Source organism: Streptomyces sp. NPDC048590, assembly GCF_043199535.1.
Classification (GTDB): Bacteria; Actinomycetota; Actinomycetes; order Streptomycetales; family Streptomycetaceae; genus Streptomyces.
This window is the reverse complement of record NZ_JBICWC010000004.1, coordinates 465,563-481,352: the sequence shown is the minus strand read 5'-3', so window position 1 is coordinate 481,352 and position 15,790 is coordinate 465,563. Positions and strand designations below refer to the sequence as shown.

Annotated in this window: 15 protein-coding genes and 1 tRNA gene; 7 read left to right on the top strand and 9 right to left on the bottom strand. The window is 70.9% G+C overall.

The features are described 5' to 3' along the window. Window position 1 precedes the first annotated feature (1 nt). A complete protein-coding gene (locus tag ACGFNN_RS14490) occupies window positions 2–2,404 on the bottom strand; it encodes an HAD-IC family P-type ATPase (RefSeq protein ID WP_393555770.1) in 2,403 nt (800 codons plus the stop codon). A gap of 163 nt (window positions 2,405–2,567) precedes the next feature. Continuing rightward, complete coding sequence (locus ACGFNN_RS14485) at window positions 2,568–2,855, bottom strand: DUF2530 domain-containing protein (RefSeq protein ID WP_362541270.1); 288 nt, start codon at window positions 2,853–2,855, stop codon at window positions 2,568–2,570. Window positions 2,856–3,072: 217 nt separating this feature from the next. On the opposite strand from ACGFNN_RS14485, the gene ACGFNN_RS14480 reads away from it, so the two are divergent. After that, window positions 3,073–4,524 (top strand): NCS2 family permease, encoded by a 1,452-nt coding sequence (locus tag ACGFNN_RS14480; RefSeq protein ID WP_393555768.1) that lies wholly within the window; start codon window positions 3,073–3,075, stop codon window positions 4,522–4,524. A 43-nt stretch (window positions 4,525–4,567) separates the two neighbouring features. On the opposite strand, the gene ACGFNN_RS14475 is transcribed toward ACGFNN_RS14480, so the two are convergent. Next, window positions 4,568–4,783 carry a hypothetical protein gene (locus ACGFNN_RS14475; protein ID WP_362541264.1) on the bottom strand — a complete coding sequence of 72 codons (216 nt, stop codon included), beginning with the start codon at window positions 4,781–4,783 and terminating at the stop codon, window positions 4,568–4,570. Window positions 4,784–4,918: 135 nt separating this feature from the next. Here ACGFNN_RS14475 and ACGFNN_RS14470 point away from each other — a divergent pair, with 135 nt between their 5' ends. The 3 genes from ACGFNN_RS14470 to thpR all read left to right on the top strand — a co-directional run bounded on the left by ACGFNN_RS14470 (window position 4,919) and on the right by thpR (window position 7,445). After that, window positions 4,919–5,359: a MarR family transcriptional regulator gene (locus ACGFNN_RS14470; RefSeq protein ID WP_362541261.1), complete on the top strand. Its 441-nt coding sequence runs from the start codon at window positions 4,919–4,921 to the stop codon at window positions 5,357–5,359. Window positions 5,360–5,448: 89 nt separating this feature from the next. Continuing rightward, window positions 5,449–6,783 (top strand): MFS transporter, encoded by a 1,335-nt coding sequence (locus ACGFNN_RS14465; protein WP_393555766.1) that lies wholly within the window; start codon window positions 5,449–5,451, stop codon window positions 6,781–6,783. Between the two features lie 89 nt (window positions 6,784–6,872). After that, window positions 6,873–7,445, top strand: coding sequence for an RNA 2',3'-cyclic phosphodiesterase (gene thpR / locus ACGFNN_RS14460; protein ID WP_393555764.1), 573 nt, complete (start codon window positions 6,873–6,875; stop codon window positions 7,443–7,445). Window positions 7,446–7,613: 168 nt separating this feature from the next. Here thpR and madM read toward each other — a convergent pair whose 3' ends face one another. The 4 genes from madM to ACGFNN_RS14440 all read right to left on the bottom strand — a co-directional run bounded on the left by madM (window position 7,614) and on the right by ACGFNN_RS14440 (window position 11,830). Continuing rightward, window positions 7,614–8,378, bottom strand: a complete 765-nt coding sequence (gene madM / locus ACGFNN_RS14455; RefSeq protein WP_393555762.1) for a malonate transporter subunit MadM — start codon at window positions 8,376–8,378, stop codon at window positions 7,614–7,616. A gap of 2 nt (window positions 8,379–8,380) precedes the next feature. After that, window positions 8,381–8,827 (bottom strand): malonate transporter subunit MadL, encoded by a 447-nt coding sequence (gene madL, locus ACGFNN_RS14450; protein ID WP_393555760.1) that lies wholly within the window; start codon window positions 8,825–8,827, stop codon window positions 8,381–8,383. 69 nt (window positions 8,828–8,896) lie between these two features. Beyond that, the gene (locus tag ACGFNN_RS14445) at window positions 8,897–10,420 is read right to left on the bottom strand and encodes a malonyl-CoA synthase (protein ID WP_393555758.1); all 1,524 of its coding nucleotides are present in this window, start codon (window positions 10,418–10,420) and stop codon (window positions 8,897–8,899) included. Between the two features lie 36 nt (window positions 10,421–10,456). Further along, the gene (locus tag ACGFNN_RS14440) at window positions 10,457–11,830 is read right to left on the bottom strand and encodes a malonyl-CoA decarboxylase domain-containing protein (RefSeq protein WP_393555757.1); all 1,374 of its coding nucleotides are present in this window, start codon (window positions 11,828–11,830) and stop codon (window positions 10,457–10,459) included. 153 nt (window positions 11,831–11,983) lie between these two features. Here ACGFNN_RS14440 and ACGFNN_RS14435 point away from each other — a divergent pair, with 153 nt between their 5' ends. Both ACGFNN_RS14435 and ACGFNN_RS14430 read left to right on the top strand, forming a co-directional pair. Next, the gene (locus ACGFNN_RS14435) at window positions 11,984–12,682 is read left to right on the top strand and encodes a GntR family transcriptional regulator (protein ID WP_393555755.1); all 699 of its coding nucleotides are present in this window, start codon (window positions 11,984–11,986) and stop codon (window positions 12,680–12,682) included. A 27-nt stretch (window positions 12,683–12,709) separates the two neighbouring features. Next, complete coding sequence (locus tag ACGFNN_RS14430) at window positions 12,710–13,699, top strand: aldo/keto reductase (RefSeq protein WP_393555753.1); 990 nt, start codon at window positions 12,710–12,712, stop codon at window positions 13,697–13,699. A gap of 93 nt (window positions 13,700–13,792) precedes the next feature. On the opposite strand, the gene pip is transcribed toward ACGFNN_RS14430, so the two are convergent. After that, window positions 13,793–14,773 carry a prolyl aminopeptidase gene (gene pip / locus ACGFNN_RS14425; RefSeq protein ID WP_393555751.1) on the bottom strand — a complete coding sequence of 327 codons (981 nt, stop codon included), beginning with the start codon at window positions 14,771–14,773 and terminating at the stop codon, window positions 13,793–13,795. A 58-nt stretch (window positions 14,774–14,831) separates the two neighbouring features. Here pip and ACGFNN_RS14420 point away from each other — a divergent pair. Next, a tRNA-Trp gene (locus ACGFNN_RS14420) sits at window positions 14,832–14,906 on the top strand. 25 nt (window positions 14,907–14,931) lie between these two features. Here the strand turns inward: ACGFNN_RS14420 and nadE are convergent. After that, window positions 14,932–15,762, bottom strand: coding sequence for an ammonia-dependent NAD(+) synthetase (gene nadE, locus ACGFNN_RS14415; protein WP_393555749.1), 831 nt, complete (start codon window positions 15,760–15,762; stop codon window positions 14,932–14,934). Window positions 15,763–15,790 lie beyond the last annotated feature (28 nt).

The following is a 15,790-nucleotide window of genomic DNA, read 5'->3' as shown; positions in this document are numbered from 1 at the left end:
GTCACGACGGAAAGCGGCGGCCGACCAGTCTCCAGGCGAGTTCCAGGACGGCCGCCGCCACCACCGCGATGCCCACCGCCGTCCACGGCATGGTCACCCCGACGAGCTTCAGGGCGAAGAAGTCCTGGAGCCACGGCACGGCGAGCACGATCAGGAAGCAGAACCCCATCGCGGCCACCAGGGCGATCCGCCACCAGGTGTACGGGCGGGCGATGATCGCCAGGACCCAGATCGAGACCAGGAACAGCGTCAGGGTCGCCGCACTCGTCTCCGCCTCCAGCGAGCCCGGCCCCGAGTAGGCGTGCCGCGCCACCAGGTAGCAGGCGAAGGTGGACGCCGCCGCGATGATCCCGGACGGGATCGCGTACCGCATGACCCGCCGTACGAAGTGCGGGCGGGCGCGCTCCTTGTTGGGGGCCAGCGCCAGGAAGAACGCCGGTACGCCGATGGTCAGCGTCGACAGCAGCGTCAGGTGGCGCGGCAGGAACGGGTACTCCACCTGGAAGCAGACCACCAGGATCGCCAGCAGCACCGAGTAGACCGTCTTCGTGAGGAAGAGGGTGGCGACCCGGGTGATGTTGCCGATGACCCGGCGCCCCTCGGCCACGACCGACGGGAGCGTCGCGAAGCTGTTGTTCAGCAGCACGATCTGGGCGACCGCCCGGGTCGCCTCGGAACCCGAACCCATCGACACCCCGATGTCGGCGTCCTTCAGCGCGAGCACGTCGTTCACGCCGTCGCCGGTCATCGCGACCGTGTGCCCGCGTGACTGGAGGGCGCCCACCATGTCGCGCTTCTGCTGCGGGGTCACCCGGCCGAAGACCGCGTTCCGCTCGATCCCGCTCGCCATGTCGTCCCGTTCCCGGGGCAGCCGGCGCGCGTCCACGGGGTGCTCGGCGCCCGGCATCCCCAGCTTCTGCGCCACCGCGCCGACGGAGACCGCGTTGTCACCCGAGATGACCTTCGCGGCGACGTTCTGGTCGTCGAAGTAGGCGAGGGTCTCCCCGGCGTCGGGCCGCAGCCGCTGCTCCAGGACGACGAGCGCGGTGGGCAGGGCCGACGAGGCGGCGTCGGACGCCTCCAGGTCGCCGCGCACCCGGGCCAGGAGCAGCACCCGCAGGCCCTGTTCGTTGAGGTGGCCGGTCTCGGCCAGCGCGGGGTCGTCGTCGGCCAGCAGGACGTCGGGGGCGCCGAGCAGCCAGGCGGAGGCGTCCCCGTTCCCCTCGGCGAAGGCGGCGCCGCTGTACTTACGGGCCGAGGAGAAGGGAAGGGTCCCGGTGACGCCCCAGCCCTCGCCGTCCGGGTAGGCGTCGATGATGGCCTGGAGGCTCGCGTTGGGACGCGGGTCGGAGGCGCCGATGGCCCCGAGGACGCGGCGGACGTACTCCTCCTCGGAGCCGTTCAGCGGGCGGACCTCGGTGACGTCCATGCCGCCCTCGGTGAGGGTGCCCGTCTTGTCCAGGCAGACGACGTCGACGCGGGCCAGACCCTCGATGGCGGGCAGCTCCTGCACCAGGCACTGCTTGCGCCCCAGGCGGATCACGCCGATCGCGAAGGCGACCGAGGTCAGCAGGACCAGGCCCTCCGGGATCATCGGGACGATCCCGCCGACCGTGCGGGCCACGGAGTCCTTGAAGTTGTTGTCCTTGACGACCAGCTGGCTGATGACGAGCCCGATCGCCGTCGGCACCATCATCCACGTCACGTACTTGAGGATCGTGCTGATGCCGCTGCGCAGCTCGGACCGGACGAGCGTGAAGCGGGACGCCTCCTCGGCGAGCTGCGCGGCGTAGGCCTCGCGCCCGACCTTGGTGGCGGTGAAGGCCCCGCCGCCCGCGACGACGAAGCTGCCCGACATCACCGGGTCGCCGGGCCGCTTGATCACCGGTTCGGCCTCGCCCGTCAGGAGCGACTCGTCGACCTCCAGGCTGTCGGCCTCGGCCACCGTGCCGTCGACGACGACCTTGTCCCCGGGGCCGAGCTCGACCAGATCGCCCAGCACGATCGCGGAGACCGAGACCTCCGTGGCGGTCCCGTCGCGCCGCACGGTCGGTCTCGCCTCACCGATCACGGCGAGGCTGTCCAGGGTCTTCTTGGCGCGCCACTCCTGGACGATGCCGATCCCGGTGTTGGCGATGATCACGAAGCCGAAGAGGCTGTCCTGGATCGGCGCGACCATCAGCATGACCACCCAGAGGACGCCGATGATCAGGTTGAAGCGGGTGAGGACGTTCGCGCGGACGATCTCGGTGACCGAGCGGGACGAGCGGACGGGCACGTCGTTGACCTCGCCCCGCGCGACCCGCTCGGTGACCTCGGCGGTGGTCAGACCTCCCGGCCGCGCGGCAGGGCCGCGTACGGGGTCCGGCTGCTCACCGGAGGAGTCGAGTGCCCGCTGCGTCATGGTTCCGACCGTACGGGCGGAAGGGGCGATTCACCCGCCGGGCGCCGTGAGTTCCGACCGGGGGAGGACGCGGATGGTCCCGGGGTCGTACGGAGGCGGGGCGGCGGAGTACCGCGGGCGCGGCCGTGGGGGCCGCGGGTGGGGCCTGGCGCTGCGGCCGGTGTCAGTGGCGGGAGGAGTCCGGTGCCTGCGGCTCGGCGGCGGCCTGCGCGGCGGCCCGCTTCAGCGCGGCGTCGCGCCCCCGGACGTACCAGATGCCGATCAGGCCGAGCCCGGCGCCGGCCAGGCAGACCCAGATCCACCAGGCGTGGCCACGGTCGTCGAACCAGCCGTAGAAGGGGACCTGCACGACGAAGAGGACGAACCAGAGGATCGTGCCGCCGGTGATGGTGGCGACGACCGGGCCCTCCAGGGGCTCAGGTGCCTCGTGCTTCGGTGTCCACTTCTGCATGGGGCAAGTTTACGGGCTGCCCCGCGCACCCCGGCGGGCGCGTGAGGGCAGGGGTGGCCGGGACGATGGAGGCCGTACGGCCCAAGGGTCTACGCGCGGAGATAGCGATCTAGCTCTTATGTATTCATACTGAATCTGCTTACGGGTGACTCGAAATATTCGTGTGAACATCCAAATCTGACTGGTTTCTTTCCCTCTGCACGACTGAAGGTCATACATGTCCTCCTCGGCCACCGCTCCGGTCGACCAGCCGCCGATGCCGCAGCAGCCCCACGGCGTCCTCGACCGCTACTTCAAGATCTCCCAGCGGGGGTCCACGGTCGCCCGTGAGGTGCGCGGCGGTTTCGCCACGTTCTTCGCCATGGCGTACATCATTGTGCTGAACCCGATCATCCTGGGCAGCGCGAAGGACATGTACGGCCACCAGCTGGACGGCGGCCAGCTCGTCACCGCCACCGTGCTGACGGCCGCGTTCTCCACGCTGCTGATGGGCGTCATCGGCAACGTGCCGATCGCGCTCGCCGCCGGTCTCGGCGTCAACACCGTCGTCGCCCTCCAGCTCGCCCCCCGGATGAGCTGGCCGGACGCGATGGGCATGGTCGTCCTCGCGGGCATCGTGGTGATGCTGCTGGTCGCGACCGGGCTGCGCGAGCGCGTGATGAACGCCGTGCCGCGCTCGCTCCGCAAGGGCATCGCGATGGGCATCGGCCTCTTCGTGCTGCTGGTCGGTCTGGTCGACTCGGGCTTCGTCTCCCGCATCCCGGACGCCGCGCACACCACGGTTCCGCTCCAGCTCGGCAACGACGGTCACCTCAACGGCTGGCCCGTCCTGGTGTTCATCCTCGGTGTCCTGCTGACCCTCGGCCTGATCGTCCGCAAGGTGCCGGGCGCGATCCTGCTCTCCATCGTCGTCATGACGATCGTCGCGGTGGTCATCGACCTGATCGCCGACCTCCCGGCCGGGGCCTGGGGCCTGACCGTCCCGGAGTGGCCCGGCAACCCCGTCTCCTCCCCGGACTTCGGCCTGATCGGCCAGGTCAGCCTGTTCGGCGGCTTCGAGAAGGTCGGCCTGCTCACCGGCATCCTCTTCGTCTTCACGGTGCTGCTGTCCTGCTTCTTCGACGCGATGGGCACCATCCTCGGCGTCGGTGACGAGGCGAAGCTGATGGACAAGGACGGCCACTTCCCCGGCATCAACCGGGTCCTCCTCGTCGACGGTGTCGCCGTCGCCGCGGGTGGTGTGAGCTCCTCCTCCGCCTCGACCTGCTTCGTGGAGTCCACGGCGGGTGTCGGTGAGGGCGCGCGTACCGGCCTCGCGAGCGTGGTGAGCGGCCTGCTCTTCTCGGTGGCGCTGTTCCTGACGCCGCTGGCGACGATGGTCCCGTCGCAGGCGGCCACCCCGGCGCTGGTCGCGGTCGGCTTCCTGATCCTCGCGGGCAACGTCCGGGACGTGGACTGGAGCGACTACACGCTCGCCATCCCGGCCTTCATGGCCATGCTGATGATGCCGCTCACGTACTCGATCACCAACGGCATCGGCATCGGCTGCATCGCCTTCAGCGCGATGCGTCTGGCCGCGGGCCGCGGCCGTGAGGTCCCGGTGGCCATGTACGTGGTCTCCGCGGTCTTCGTCTTCTACTACGCGATGCCGGCGCTCGGCCTCACGTAAGGCGCGAACCCGAGGTTCGCACCCCCTACGGGGCGGAACTCCGTCAGGTGACCCGGTCGGCCGGGTCACCGTGACGGGGCTCCGCCCCGTAGAACTTCTCGGTCTCGTCGACGGCCGCGTGGAAGCGCTCGTCGAAATCGTCGCGGACCAGCGTCCGGACCACGTAGTCCTGGACGCTCATGCCGCGTCTTGCGGCGTGCCGGCGGAGCCGGTCGAGCAGCTCACCGTCTATGCGCAGGCTGAGCACTGTCGATCCCATGCCAAGCAGGGTCGCGGCACAGATGGCTGCTTCGCGGTGCTTTCCGGCCTTCACTCACTCGTTCGGGTGATCAGTTTCTCGCGCGCGTACCACCCCGCTGGTATTTAGCAATGCTAATGAGTTACGCTAATGAACATGCCTGACCTGATCCACGACGGCGAGAGTGCCGCCGCCGTGAGCTCCCTTCGCTCCGCCGTGATGCTGCTGGGCCGGCGCCTGAAGCATCAGCGTGTCGACGAGTCGCTGAGCCCCACCGAGATGTCGGTGCTCGGGACTCTCGCCCGTTGCGGCTCGGCCACTCCCGGTGAGCTGGCCCGCAGGGAGCACGTGCAGCCGCCCTCGATGACCCGCATCGTCGCGCTGCTGGAAGCCAAGGGCCTGGTCAGACTGGAACCGCACCCCGACGACCGTCGGCAGAAGATGGTCAGCCGGACCGAGCAGGCGGAAGCCATGCTCGCCGAGAGCCGCTCCAAGCGGAACGCCTGGCTGGCCAATCTCGCCGAGGGCCTGGACGAGGACGAGTGGGAGAAGCTGCGGGCCGCCGCGCCCGTGCTGGAGAAGCTCGCCCACCTGTGACCACGGGGCGCACGGGCCACGGCCCGCCGCGCCCCGCCGCCACGTCCCCGTCAGACCGCACGCAGCAGACGCCGAGGAGGCGAACCCTTTTGAGTACGGGATCCGGAGCAGACTCCGCCCCCGCACCGACTTCCACCCACGAGAGCAAGACCGGCGGGACCTTCTCGTCGCTGAAGATACGCAACTACCGCCTGTTCGCCACGGGCGCCGTGATCTCCAACACCGGTACCTGGATGTCCCGCATCACGCAGGACTGGCTCGTCCTGAGCCTCACCGGGTCCGCCGCCGCCGTCGGCATCACCACGGCACTCCAGTTCCTCCCGATGCTGCTCTTCGGCCTGTACGGCGGCGTCATCGCCGACCGGCTCCCGAAGCGGCGGCTCCTTCTCATCAGCCAGGCCGCGCTCGGCCTGTGCGGCATCGCACTCGCCGCCCTGACCCTCTCCGGCGTCGTGCAGGTATGGCACGTCTACCTGATCGCCTTCCTCCTCGGCATGGTGACCGTGGTGGACAACCCGGCGCGCCAGTCGTTCGTCTCCGAGATGGTCGGCCCCGCACAGCTCCGCAACGCGGTCAGCCTGAACTCGGCGAACTTCCAGTCCGCCCGCCTCATCGGCCCCGCCGTCGCGGGTGTCCTGATCACGACGGTCGGCAGCGGGTGGGCCTTCCTGCTGAACGGCCTCTCCTTCGGCGCGCCGCTCATCGGCCTGCTGATGATGCGGACGAGCGAGCTCCACCCGTCCGTGACGGTCAAGCGCGCCAAGGGCCAGCTCCGCGAGGGGCTGCGGTACGTGTCGGGCAGGCCCGACCTGATCTGGCCGATCGTCCTGGTCGGGTTCGTCGGCACCTTCGGCTTCAACTTCCCGATCTGGCTCACGGCCTTCGCCGACGAGATCTTCCACGGCGGCGCCGGGATGTACTCGTTCTTCAACATCCTGATGGCGGCCGGCTCCCTGGCCGGTGCGCTGCTGGCCGCCCGCCGCCGCTCCTCGCGGCTGCGGATGCTGGTGGCGGCCGGCACGGTCTTCGGCGTCCTGGAGATCGCCGCTTCGCTGTCGCCGTACGTCTGGCTCTTCTCGCTGCTGCTGGTCCCGATCGGCATGATCGGCCTGACGACCAACATCAGCGCCAACACCAGCGTCCAGATGGCCGCGGACCCCGAGATGCGGGGCCGGGTCATGAGCCTCTACATGATGGTCTTCGCCGGGGGCACGCCGGTGGGCGCCCCGATCGTCGGCTGGATCAGCGACGCCTACGGCGCGAGGACCGGTATGGCGGTCGGCGGGGCGATCTCGATGGCCGCGGCGCTCGGCGTCGGCTTCATGCTGACCCGCGTCGGGGGCCTGCGCCTCAAGGTCGACCTGCGTCCGGGCCGCCCGCACGTGCGCTTCGTCCCGCGTGAGCGGCTGGCGACGGCCGCGTAGGCGGCAGCTGCCGAGAACGCCCTCCTCCCCGGGCCGGGAGGAGGGCGTTCGTCGTTCCCCGGGTACGCGCCCGCTGGGACACTCTCCGCATGAGCAGCCAGAGACTCTTCGCCGCCGTACTGCCGCCGGAACCCGCCGTGGACGAGCTGGCCGCGGCGGTCGCCCCGCTGCACCGGATGCCGGGGGCGGTGAACCTCCGCTGGACCGCGCGGGCCGGCTGGCACTACACGCTCGCCTTCTTCGGCGGCGTGGACGAGGACCTGCTGCCCGAGCTGTACCTCAGGCTGGAGCGGGCGGCCCACCGTACGCAGCCGTTCCCGCTGCGGATCCACGGCGGCGGACGGTTCGACGGGCGGGCCCTGTGGGCCGGGGCGGCGGGGGACCTGGACACGCTCCGGCTGCTCGCGGAGCGCGCCGGTGCCGCGGCCCGGCGGACCGGGGTGCCGATGGAGGAGCACCGCCGCTACACCCCGCACCTCACCCTCGCCCGCAGCAGGGTCCAGACCGACCTGACGCCGTACGCGCGGGCGCTGGAGGGCTTCGAGGGCCGGCACTGGGAGGCCGGCGAGCTCGGCCTCGTACGCAGCAACCTGCCGGAGGGCGGGGTCCCGGGGCAGCAGCCGAGGTACGAGCTGGTGCGGGGCTGGCCGCTCGGCCGGTGAGCCGGGCGGGTTACGCTCGTCGGGTGGATCCCAAGACCAGAAACCGCATCATGGCGGCCGTGCTCGTGCTGATGTTCGTCGTCGTGGCGGCGGCCTCCGCCCTCGGGGGCTGAGCCCGGAGCCGGAGGCCGCCGTCCGTCGAGGCCCGTACCTCGGGGCCGGTCCGCGTCACCCGCCGACGATCGCCCGCAGCGTCACGTAGAGCAGCGAGGGGCCGAGCAGGCAGCCCACACCGGTGTAGAAGGTGGCCGTCATCGCGCCGTAGGGCACGAGGCGCTTGTCGGTGGCGGCCAGCCCGCCGGCCACCCCCGACGTCGTCCCCAGCAGACCGCCGAAGGCCATCGCGGACTTCGGGTTGTTCAGCCCGATCAGCGGCGCGGCCAGCGGCGTGCCCACCATCACCACGACGGACTTCACCAGACCGGCGGCCACCGACAGCGCGATCACGTCCGAGCTCGCCCCCACCGCGGTACCCGTCACCGGGCCCACGATGTACGTCGCCGCGCCCGCCCCGATGGTGGCGAGGGACGCCGCGTCGGAGTACCCGAACATCGCGGCGACGGCTGCCCCGACCGCGAACGACACCAGCACACCCAGCAGGATCGAGAGCCCGCCGGCCAGCCCGGCCCGCTTGATCTCCCTGAGGTCCACGCCGTACGCGGTGGAGACGATCGCGAGGTCGCGCAGCATCGCGCCGCCCATCAGGCTCAGGCCCGACAGCGAGGCGAAGTCGGCCAGACCGTGCTCGCCGCCGGTCGCCGAGCCGCCCCAGTAGGCGAGCGCCAGGCCGAGGACGATGGCTATGGCGGAACCCTGGAGACGGCCGCGGGTCAGCTTCTTGGAGAGCCATCCGGACAGCAGCACCAGCGCTCCCACCAGGGCGAAGGCCACCACCAGGCCGTTGTCCTCACAGACGGAGAGGAAGGCGTCCATGCTCAGGCCTCCTGGTTCCGCGAGGCGGACCCGACGGATCCGGCGGCCTGCGGGGCGGCGGGTTCCTCCTCGGTCAGCGGGGGCAGCGGCTCGGCGGGTTCACCGATCCTCGCCAGTACGGGCACGAGTGCGCCCCCGGCGACCAGCGCGGCGAGGCCCGCCAGGAGCGCCATCGGACCCCCGGTGACCGCCTTGTACACGTTCTGGGTCGACGCCATGGCGATGACGACCGGTATGTACATCGCGCTCCAGAAGAGCACGCCCTGCTCGGTGGCCTCGGGGAACCACCCCTTCTCGCGCAGCCAGTGGGTGATCAGCACCAACATGATCATGGCGAAGCCGACGCCGCCGACGTTGGCGTCCACCCCCAGGGCGATACCGAGCCATTCGCCGACGAGCGTGCCGGTGAGCATGCACACCGCCAGCGCGGCCACTCCATACAGAACCATCGTCTTCTCCACACTGAGAGACCGGGGACAGGAAGGACGTAGGGAAATGCGGGTCGAAGGGGTACGGGGTCAGGCGTCCGGGCCGGCGAACAGGCCCTCGTAGCGCTTGCGCAGCTCGGCCTTCTGCACCTTGCCCATGACGTTGCGGGGGAGTGCCTCGACCACGCGTACGGCGCGCGGGTGCTTGAAGCGGGCCAGGGACGGGGCGATGAACGCCAGCAGTTCGGACTCCTCGGGCGCCTGCTCCGGAGCGGGGACGACCACGGCGACGACGGTCTCGCCGAAGTCCGGGTGCGGCACGCCGATCACCGCGGACTCCAGGACCGTGGGATGGGCGTCGAGGACCTCCTCGATCTCCTTGGGATAGACGTTGAAGCCGCCGGAGATCACGAGGTCCTTGCCCCGGCCGACGATCAGGAGATAGCCGTCCTCGTCGATCCGGCCAAGGTCGCCGGTGATGAAGTAGCCGTCCGGGCGGAACTCGGAGGCGGTCTTCTCCGGCATCCGCCAGTAGCCGGTGAAGACGTTGGGGCCGTGCACCTCGATGCTGCCGACCTCGCCGTCGGGCAGGGTCTTGCCGGTGTCGGGGTCCACGACACGGACCCGCGTGCCGGGCAGCGGGCTGCCGACGGTGCCGGGCTTGCGCGGGCCGCCCTCGTACGGGTTGGTGGTGTTCATGCCCGTCTCGGTCATCCCGTACCGCTCCAGGATGGCGTGGCCGGTGCGTGCCTCGAACGCCTCGTGGTCGGAGGCGAGCAGCGGCGCCGAGCCGGAGACGAAGAGCCGCATCGACGCGCAGCTCTCCGGCGTCAGCCCGTCGTCGCCGAGCAGCCGGGTGTAGAAGGTGGGGACGCCCATGAGGACCGTGGAGCGCGGCAGCAGGCCGAGGACCGTCCCGGCGTCGAACTTCGGCAGGTAGTACATCGAGGCGCCCGTCGTCAGCACCATGTTGGCGGCGACGAAGAGACCATGGACGTGGAAGACCGGCAGCGCGTGGATCAGCCGGTCGTCCTCGGTGAACCTCCAGGACTCCACCAGCGCGGCGCAGTTGGAGGCCAGGTTGCCGTGCGAGAGCACGGCGCCCTTGGAGCGCCCGGTGGTGCCGGAGGTGTAGAGGATGGCGGCCGGATCGTCGGCCGCGGCCTCGTGGACCTCGTCGTGCTCCGCCTCGCCCTCCAGGAGGGTTCCCTCGCCGGCGGCGCCGAGGGTCTCGACGGTGAGCCCCGATCCCTCACGGTCCGCGTGGTCCGGCGCGCGCTCCGGTGCGACGACGAGCACACGCGGCTCGGCGTCCTGGATGAAGTACTCCATCTCGGCACCGGTGTACGCGGTGTTGAGGGGGAGGAAGACGCCGCCGACCCGCAGCGTGGCCAGGTACAGGGCGATGGCCTCGGGGGACTTCTCCACCTGCATCGCGACCCGGTCTCCGGGTCGCACACCGTCCGCGACGAGGCGGGCCGCGATCCGCCGTACGGTCCGCAGGGTCTCGCCGTAGGTGAGGGACCGCCCGTCGGGCAGCTCGAAGAGCGCCTTGTCCGGTCGGCGTGCCGCCTGTTCGGCGAAGGACAGGTGGATGGTCGGGAAGGGTGCCATCGGGGGTGTTCCTTTCTGTTCTGCCGAGACCCGGTCCTACGGGGCCTCGTGTGCCGCGGCGGTGGCGGCGAGGGCGTCCCGCAGGGGGCCGCCGAGTGCGACGGTGCGACGACGGACGAAGTCCTCGTGCCGGCGCTCCAGCTGGTCGGGCTCGTAGCGGTAGTTGATCATCGCGCCGTACGACTGCCGCCATGCCTCGGGCGAGGAGTTGGCAGGCCAGTTCAGCTGCCAGGCGGCGGAGCCGTTGCCCAGGTGGAAGCGGGCGACAGGGTCGAGCGGCCGCCCGTCCTCGCGCCGTTCGAGCGCGACGTACCGGGCCAGGGCGGCGAAGAGCCGGGGGCGTATGCGGTCGGCGTCCTCCTCCGGGAGGGCGTCGGCCCCGGTCAGGGAACCGAGTTCACCGGCCAGAGCCCCGAGTTCCGCGTCCTGCCCGGCCTGCTCCTCGAGCCAGCGGCGGAAGCCGGGTATGGGCGATAGGGTGGCGAACCGCGTCAGATGCGGCAGCTGCTCGCCGACCTGCTCGATCACCTGCTTGATGAGGAAACTGCCGAAGGACACCCCGGCCAGGCCGTCGAGCGCGTTGTTGATCGAGTAGAGCGCCGCGGTGTCGGCCAGTGCGGGGTCCAGGGCGGGGCCGGGGTCGAGGAGGGGGGCGATCGTGTCCGGCAGGCCGTGTACGAGCGCCACCTCCACGAAGATCAGCGGCACGTCACCGGTGGCCGGGTGGAAGAACGCGTACACCCGCCGGTCCTCCGGCTGAAGCCTCCGCCGCAGCTCGTCGAGACCGGCCATGGGGTGGACCCGCTCGCCTCGGAGCAGGTGGTCGTGGAGATCGCCCGGCGAGTTCCAGGTGACCTCCGCCATGCGCAGGAACCCGCGGTTGAACCAGGAGGTGAGCAGATGGTGGAAGTCGTGGTCGAGCGGGCGGAGCTCTGGGTGCTCACGCAGCAGACCGCGGAGGTCGGCGCGCATGTGGACCAGGGCGAGCGTGGCGTCGGGGGCGTGGTTCATGCGGCGCAGGAGCTGCTGCCGGGCCGGCTCGACCGCGTCGAAGAGCCGCACCAGCTCCTCCCCGCCGTGGCCTCCGGCGTCCCGGGCCGCCTCCCACCGGTGGAAGGCCGCCCGCACCTGATCCGCGTCGGCGTCGTAGGCCCGGGTGATGTGGGTGAAGAAGGCGCACCTGCCGTCGGCGTCGAGAGCGCCGTACGCGGCGAGGGCGCGTGCGGCGACCGCGCGCAGCGAGGCCTCCCCGATGTCGCTCATCAGCACGTCGCAGGCGGCCAGCAGCTGTTCGAGCGCGGAGGCTCCGGAGGGCTCCCCGCCATCCGCCCCCCTTGCCGGGGACTCGCCGCGACGCTCCCCGAGCGCCCGGAACAGATCGGTCAGCAGCCAGCCGTCCTGGCGGTCCATCTCCGCACTCCTCGCCTCGGGGGCCCAGATATCCATCAGAGGCCGTGATGTATATAACAGTGAACTCGTCGCACGGTAGAGCACAGCGATGAGGCGCGCTACCCCCTGTGGCGTGCAGAATCAGCGAAGCAACCTGGGCATCCGGAGGAGTACATGGCCAAGGTCCCCGAAGCCCGGCGCGTGCGGGACGCGCTGGAGAACGCCGTCGTCGACGGCCGCTACCGACCCGGCGAACGCCTCGACCCCGCCCAGCTGGAAAGGGAGTTCGGCTGTTCGCGCACGCCCGTACGGGAGGCGCTGCAGGCGCTCGAACGCTCCGGACTGGTGCGGATCAGGCCGAAGCAGGGCACGTACGTGACCGAGCTGAGCGTCGCCGAGCTGGCCGAGCGCTTCGAGGTGATGGCCGAGCTCGAAGGGATGGCCGCCCGCCTGTCCGCCCGCCACATCGATCAGGCGGCGCTCGACGAGCTCGCCGGCGCCCTCCGGGAGTGCGAGGAGTACGCGACGGCCGGGGACGCCGACGGCTACTACTACGCCAACGCCCGCTTCCACGCCGTCGTCTACGACTCCTGCGGCAACACCTATCTGCGGGACCAGGTCCACGCGCTGAAGCGGACCCTTCAGCCCTACCGGCGGCTCCAACTCCGCGTCCCCGACCGCATGCGGCGGTCCCTGGCCGAGCACCACGCGATAGCCGAGGCCGTCATCAAGGGCGACGGCGATGCGGCACAGGACGCCGCCCGCTCCCATGTGCTCGTCCAGGTGCGCGAGTTCGGGCAGCTGGTACGCGCCTGGCGGCAGGTCACGGAACCCGGGGGCACCGATGGCGCGCCGGGCCGGACCTTGCCTTGAGCGGACTCGAAGGCGTTGGCTGGGACCATGGAGTACACGCAGCTCGGACGCACCGGACTCAAGGTCAGCCGACTCGTCCTCGGGACGATGAACTTCGGACCGCAGACCGACGAGACCGACAGCCACGCCATCATGGACGCCGCGCTCGACGCGGGCCTGAACTACTTCGACACGGCCAATGTGTACGGATGGGGCGAGGACAAAGGCCGCACCGAATCGATCATCGGGAACTGGTTCTCGAAGGGCGGCCGTCGCGACAAGACCGTCCTCGCGACCAAGATGTACGGGAACATGGGCGCCGACGGTGAGGCCTGGCCCAACCACGACAAGCTCTCCGCGCTGAACATCCGGCGCGCGGTCGACGCCAGCCTCAAGCGCCTGCAGACCGACTACATCGACGTCTACCAGTTCCACCACGTCGACCGCAGCACTCCCTTCGAGGAGATCTGGCAGGCCATCGACGTGCTGGTGCAGCAGGGCAAGATCCTCTACGCCGGGTCGAGCAACTTCCCCGGCTACAAGATCGCCCAGGCCAACGAGATCGCCGCCCGGCGGGGCGGCACCATCGGCCTAGTCAGCGAGCAGTGCCTCTACAACCTGATGGAGCGGCGCGCCGAGATGGAGGTCATCCCTGCCGCGCAGGAGTACGGCCTCGGCGTGATCCCCTGGTCGCCGCTGCACGGCGGTCTGCTCGGCGGGGTGCTCAAGAAGCAGGCCGAGGGCGGGCGCCGGGCCTCCGGCCGGGCCGCGGACACCCTCGCCGACCCCGCGGCACGTGCGCAGATCCAGAGGTACGAGGACCTGCTCGACAAGCACGGCCTGGAGCCGGGCGAGGCCGCTCTCGCCTGGCTGCTCACCCGCCCCGGTGTGACCGGCCCGATCGTCGGCCCGCGTACGGCGGGACAGCTGGAGTCCGCGCTGCGCGCCCTCGAACTGGAGCTGCCGGCCGAGGTACTGGAAGGACTGGACGAGATCTTCCCCGGCCCGGGGCCTTCGCCGGAAGCCTTCGCCTGGTGACCTCCTGAACCGAGGAGTTCCACACGTTCCGGGGAGGGCGGATGCCCTGCCCTCCCCGGAAAACGGGTCTCGCCGGGCTCAGCCGCGCCGGGCTCAGTCCCGCCGGCCGAACCGGTCCAGCGCTTCGAGCAGCGCCCGTTTCGTGGCGGCGCTGCCCAGGTGGCCCGCGTCGTCGATCACCGTGAGTTCCGCGTCCGGCCACGCCTTGGCGAGCTCCCACGCCGTGGTGAGCGGACCGCCGAGGTCGAAGCGCCCGTGCACCAGGACGCCGGGGATACCCGCCAGCCGGTCCGCGTCGCGGATCAGCTGCCCCTCCTCCAGCCAGGCGGCGTGCGAGAAGTAGTGCGTGCAGATCCGGACGAACGCCAACCGCGCCCGGTCCGGCCTTCCCCCGTACGGTGGCGGACCGGTGTGCGCCTCCATGGACAGCACCGCGTCCTCCCAGGCACACCAGTCGGCCGTGGCCCTCGCCCGCACCTCCGGGTCCGGGCTCTCCGTCCGCCGCGCGTACGCGCTGACGAGGCTCAGGCCGTCCGGTCCCTCCGCCTCCGGGACTCCGGCCCGGAACAGGTCCCAGGCCTCGGGGAAGATCTGACCGGCACCCCGGTACAGCCAGTCGATCTCGCTGCGCCGGGTCGTCGTCACCGCGGGGATCACGATCTCCGAGACGCGTTCCGGGTACCGCTCGGCGTACGCCAGGATCAGGGTCGAGCCCCAGGAACCCCCGTACAGCAGCCACTTGTCGATCCCGAGGTGCTCACGCAGACGCTCCATGTCGGCGATCAGGTGCGGCGTGGTGTTGTGCCGCATGTCGGCGGCGGGGTCGCTCGCGTGCGGGGTGGAACGGCCGCAGTTGCGCTGGTCGAAGAGGACGACGCGGTAGCGGTCCGGGTCGAAGAACCGCCGGCTGCCGGGGCCGCAGCCCGAACCCGGACCGCCGTGGACGACCAGGGCGGGCTTGCCGGCCGGATTGCCGCACACCTCCCAGTACACGAGGTTGCCGTCCCCGACGTCGAGCATGCCGTGGTCGTACGGTTCGATCGGGGGGTACGGCTCGCCCGGCTCACCGTTCACGCGGTCCCTGCCTCCCCTGCTGACGGCACGTCGGCTCACGGTAGCCTGCCCGGCGGGCGGAGCCGTAGCGCAGAGGTCGTCGCGCGCGGTCTCCAAAACCGTGAGGACGCCGGTTCGACTCCGGCCGGCTCCGCCCTTTCCCGGGAGTCCGGAACGGGTTACGGGGCGATCGGCAGGCGGCGCTTGTGGTCGGTGAGGCGGTAGCGGTCGACGATCGTCTTGAAGGCACGCTCGTCGACGGGCTTGCCTTCGAGGAAGTCGTCGATGGTGTCGTAGGTGACACCGAGCGCCTGCTCGTCCGCCTTGCCCGGGTCGAGCGTCTCCAGGTCGGCCGTCGGCACCTTCCAGACCAGCTCGGCGGGTGCGCCCAGGGCCTCCGCCACCCCGCGTACGCGGCGCTTGGTGAGCCCGGTCAGCGGGACCAGGTCGGCGGCTCCGTCACCGAACTTGGTGAAGAACCCGGACACCGCCTCGGCCGCGTGGTCCGTGCCGACGACCAGGCCGTTGTGTGCCCCGGCCACCGCGTACTGGGCGATCATGCGCTGGCGCGCCTTGATGTTGCCGAGGACGAAGTCCTGGTGGTGCGGGTCGCGGAAGCTCACGTCCGAGGTGAGCAGGGCCGCGAGGGTGGCGTCGCTCGCAGGCTTGACGTCGACGGTCAGGACCTCGTCGGCCTTGATGAAGGACAGGGCGATCTGGGCGTCGTGCTCGTCGGCCTGGACGCCGTAGGGGAGCCGCATCGCGTAGAAGCGGGCCTCGTGGCCGGCCTCACGGGCACGCTCGACGGCGAGCTGGCAGAGCCGTCCGGCGGTGGTGGAGTCGACACCGCCGCTGATACCGAGCACCAGCGAACGCAGGCCGGTGGAGGTCAGCCGCTCGGCGAGGAAGGCCACCCGGCGCTCGATCTCCACGGCGGCGTCGAAGGTCTCCGAGACCTCCAGCTCCCGCGCGATCTCCTGCTGCAGGGCGATGGACGCCGGCTCGCTCACGTCTGCTCCTCGGTCCGTTCGGGGTGGG

Bases quoted from the DNA above. Each gene is read 5' to 3' on its own strand.
- ACGFNN_RS14490 (WP_393555770.1), bottom strand. From the start codon at position 2,404: ATGACGCAGCGGGCACTCGACTCCTCCGGTGAGCAGCCGGACCCCGTA.
- ACGFNN_RS14485 (WP_362541270.1), bottom strand. From the start codon at position 2,855: ATGCAGAAGTGGACACCGAAGCACGAGGCACCTGAGCCCCTGGAGGGC.
- ACGFNN_RS14480 (WP_393555768.1), top strand. From the start codon at position 3,073: ATGTCCTCCTCGGCCACCGCTCCGGTCGACCAGCCGCCGATGCCGCAG.
- ACGFNN_RS14475 (WP_362541264.1), bottom strand. From the start codon at position 4,783: ATGGGATCGACAGTGCTCAGCCTGCGCATAGACGGTGAGCTGCTCGAC.
- ACGFNN_RS14470 (WP_362541261.1), top strand. From the start codon at position 4,919: ATGCCTGACCTGATCCACGACGGCGAGAGTGCCGCCGCCGTGAGCTCC.
- thpR (WP_393555764.1), top strand. From the start codon at position 6,873: ATGAGCAGCCAGAGACTCTTCGCCGCCGTACTGCCGCCGGAACCCGCC.
- madM (WP_393555762.1), bottom strand. From the start codon at position 8,378: ATGGACGCCTTCCTCTCCGTCTGTGAGGACAACGGCCTGGTGGTGGCC.
- madL (WP_393555760.1), bottom strand. From the start codon at position 8,827: ATGGTTCTGTATGGAGTGGCCGCGCTGGCGGTGTGCATGCTCACCGGC.
- ACGFNN_RS14445 (WP_393555758.1), bottom strand. From the start codon at position 10,420: ATGGCACCCTTCCCGACCATCCACCTGTCCTTCGCCGAACAGGCGGCA.
- ACGFNN_RS14440 (WP_393555757.1), bottom strand. From the start codon at position 11,830: ATGGACCGCCAGGACGGCTGGCTGCTGACCGATCTGTTCCGGGCGCTC.
- ACGFNN_RS14435 (WP_393555755.1), top strand. From the start codon at position 11,984: ATGGCCAAGGTCCCCGAAGCCCGGCGCGTGCGGGACGCGCTGGAGAAC.
- ACGFNN_RS14430 (WP_393555753.1), top strand. From the start codon at position 12,710: ATGGAGTACACGCAGCTCGGACGCACCGGACTCAAGGTCAGCCGACTC.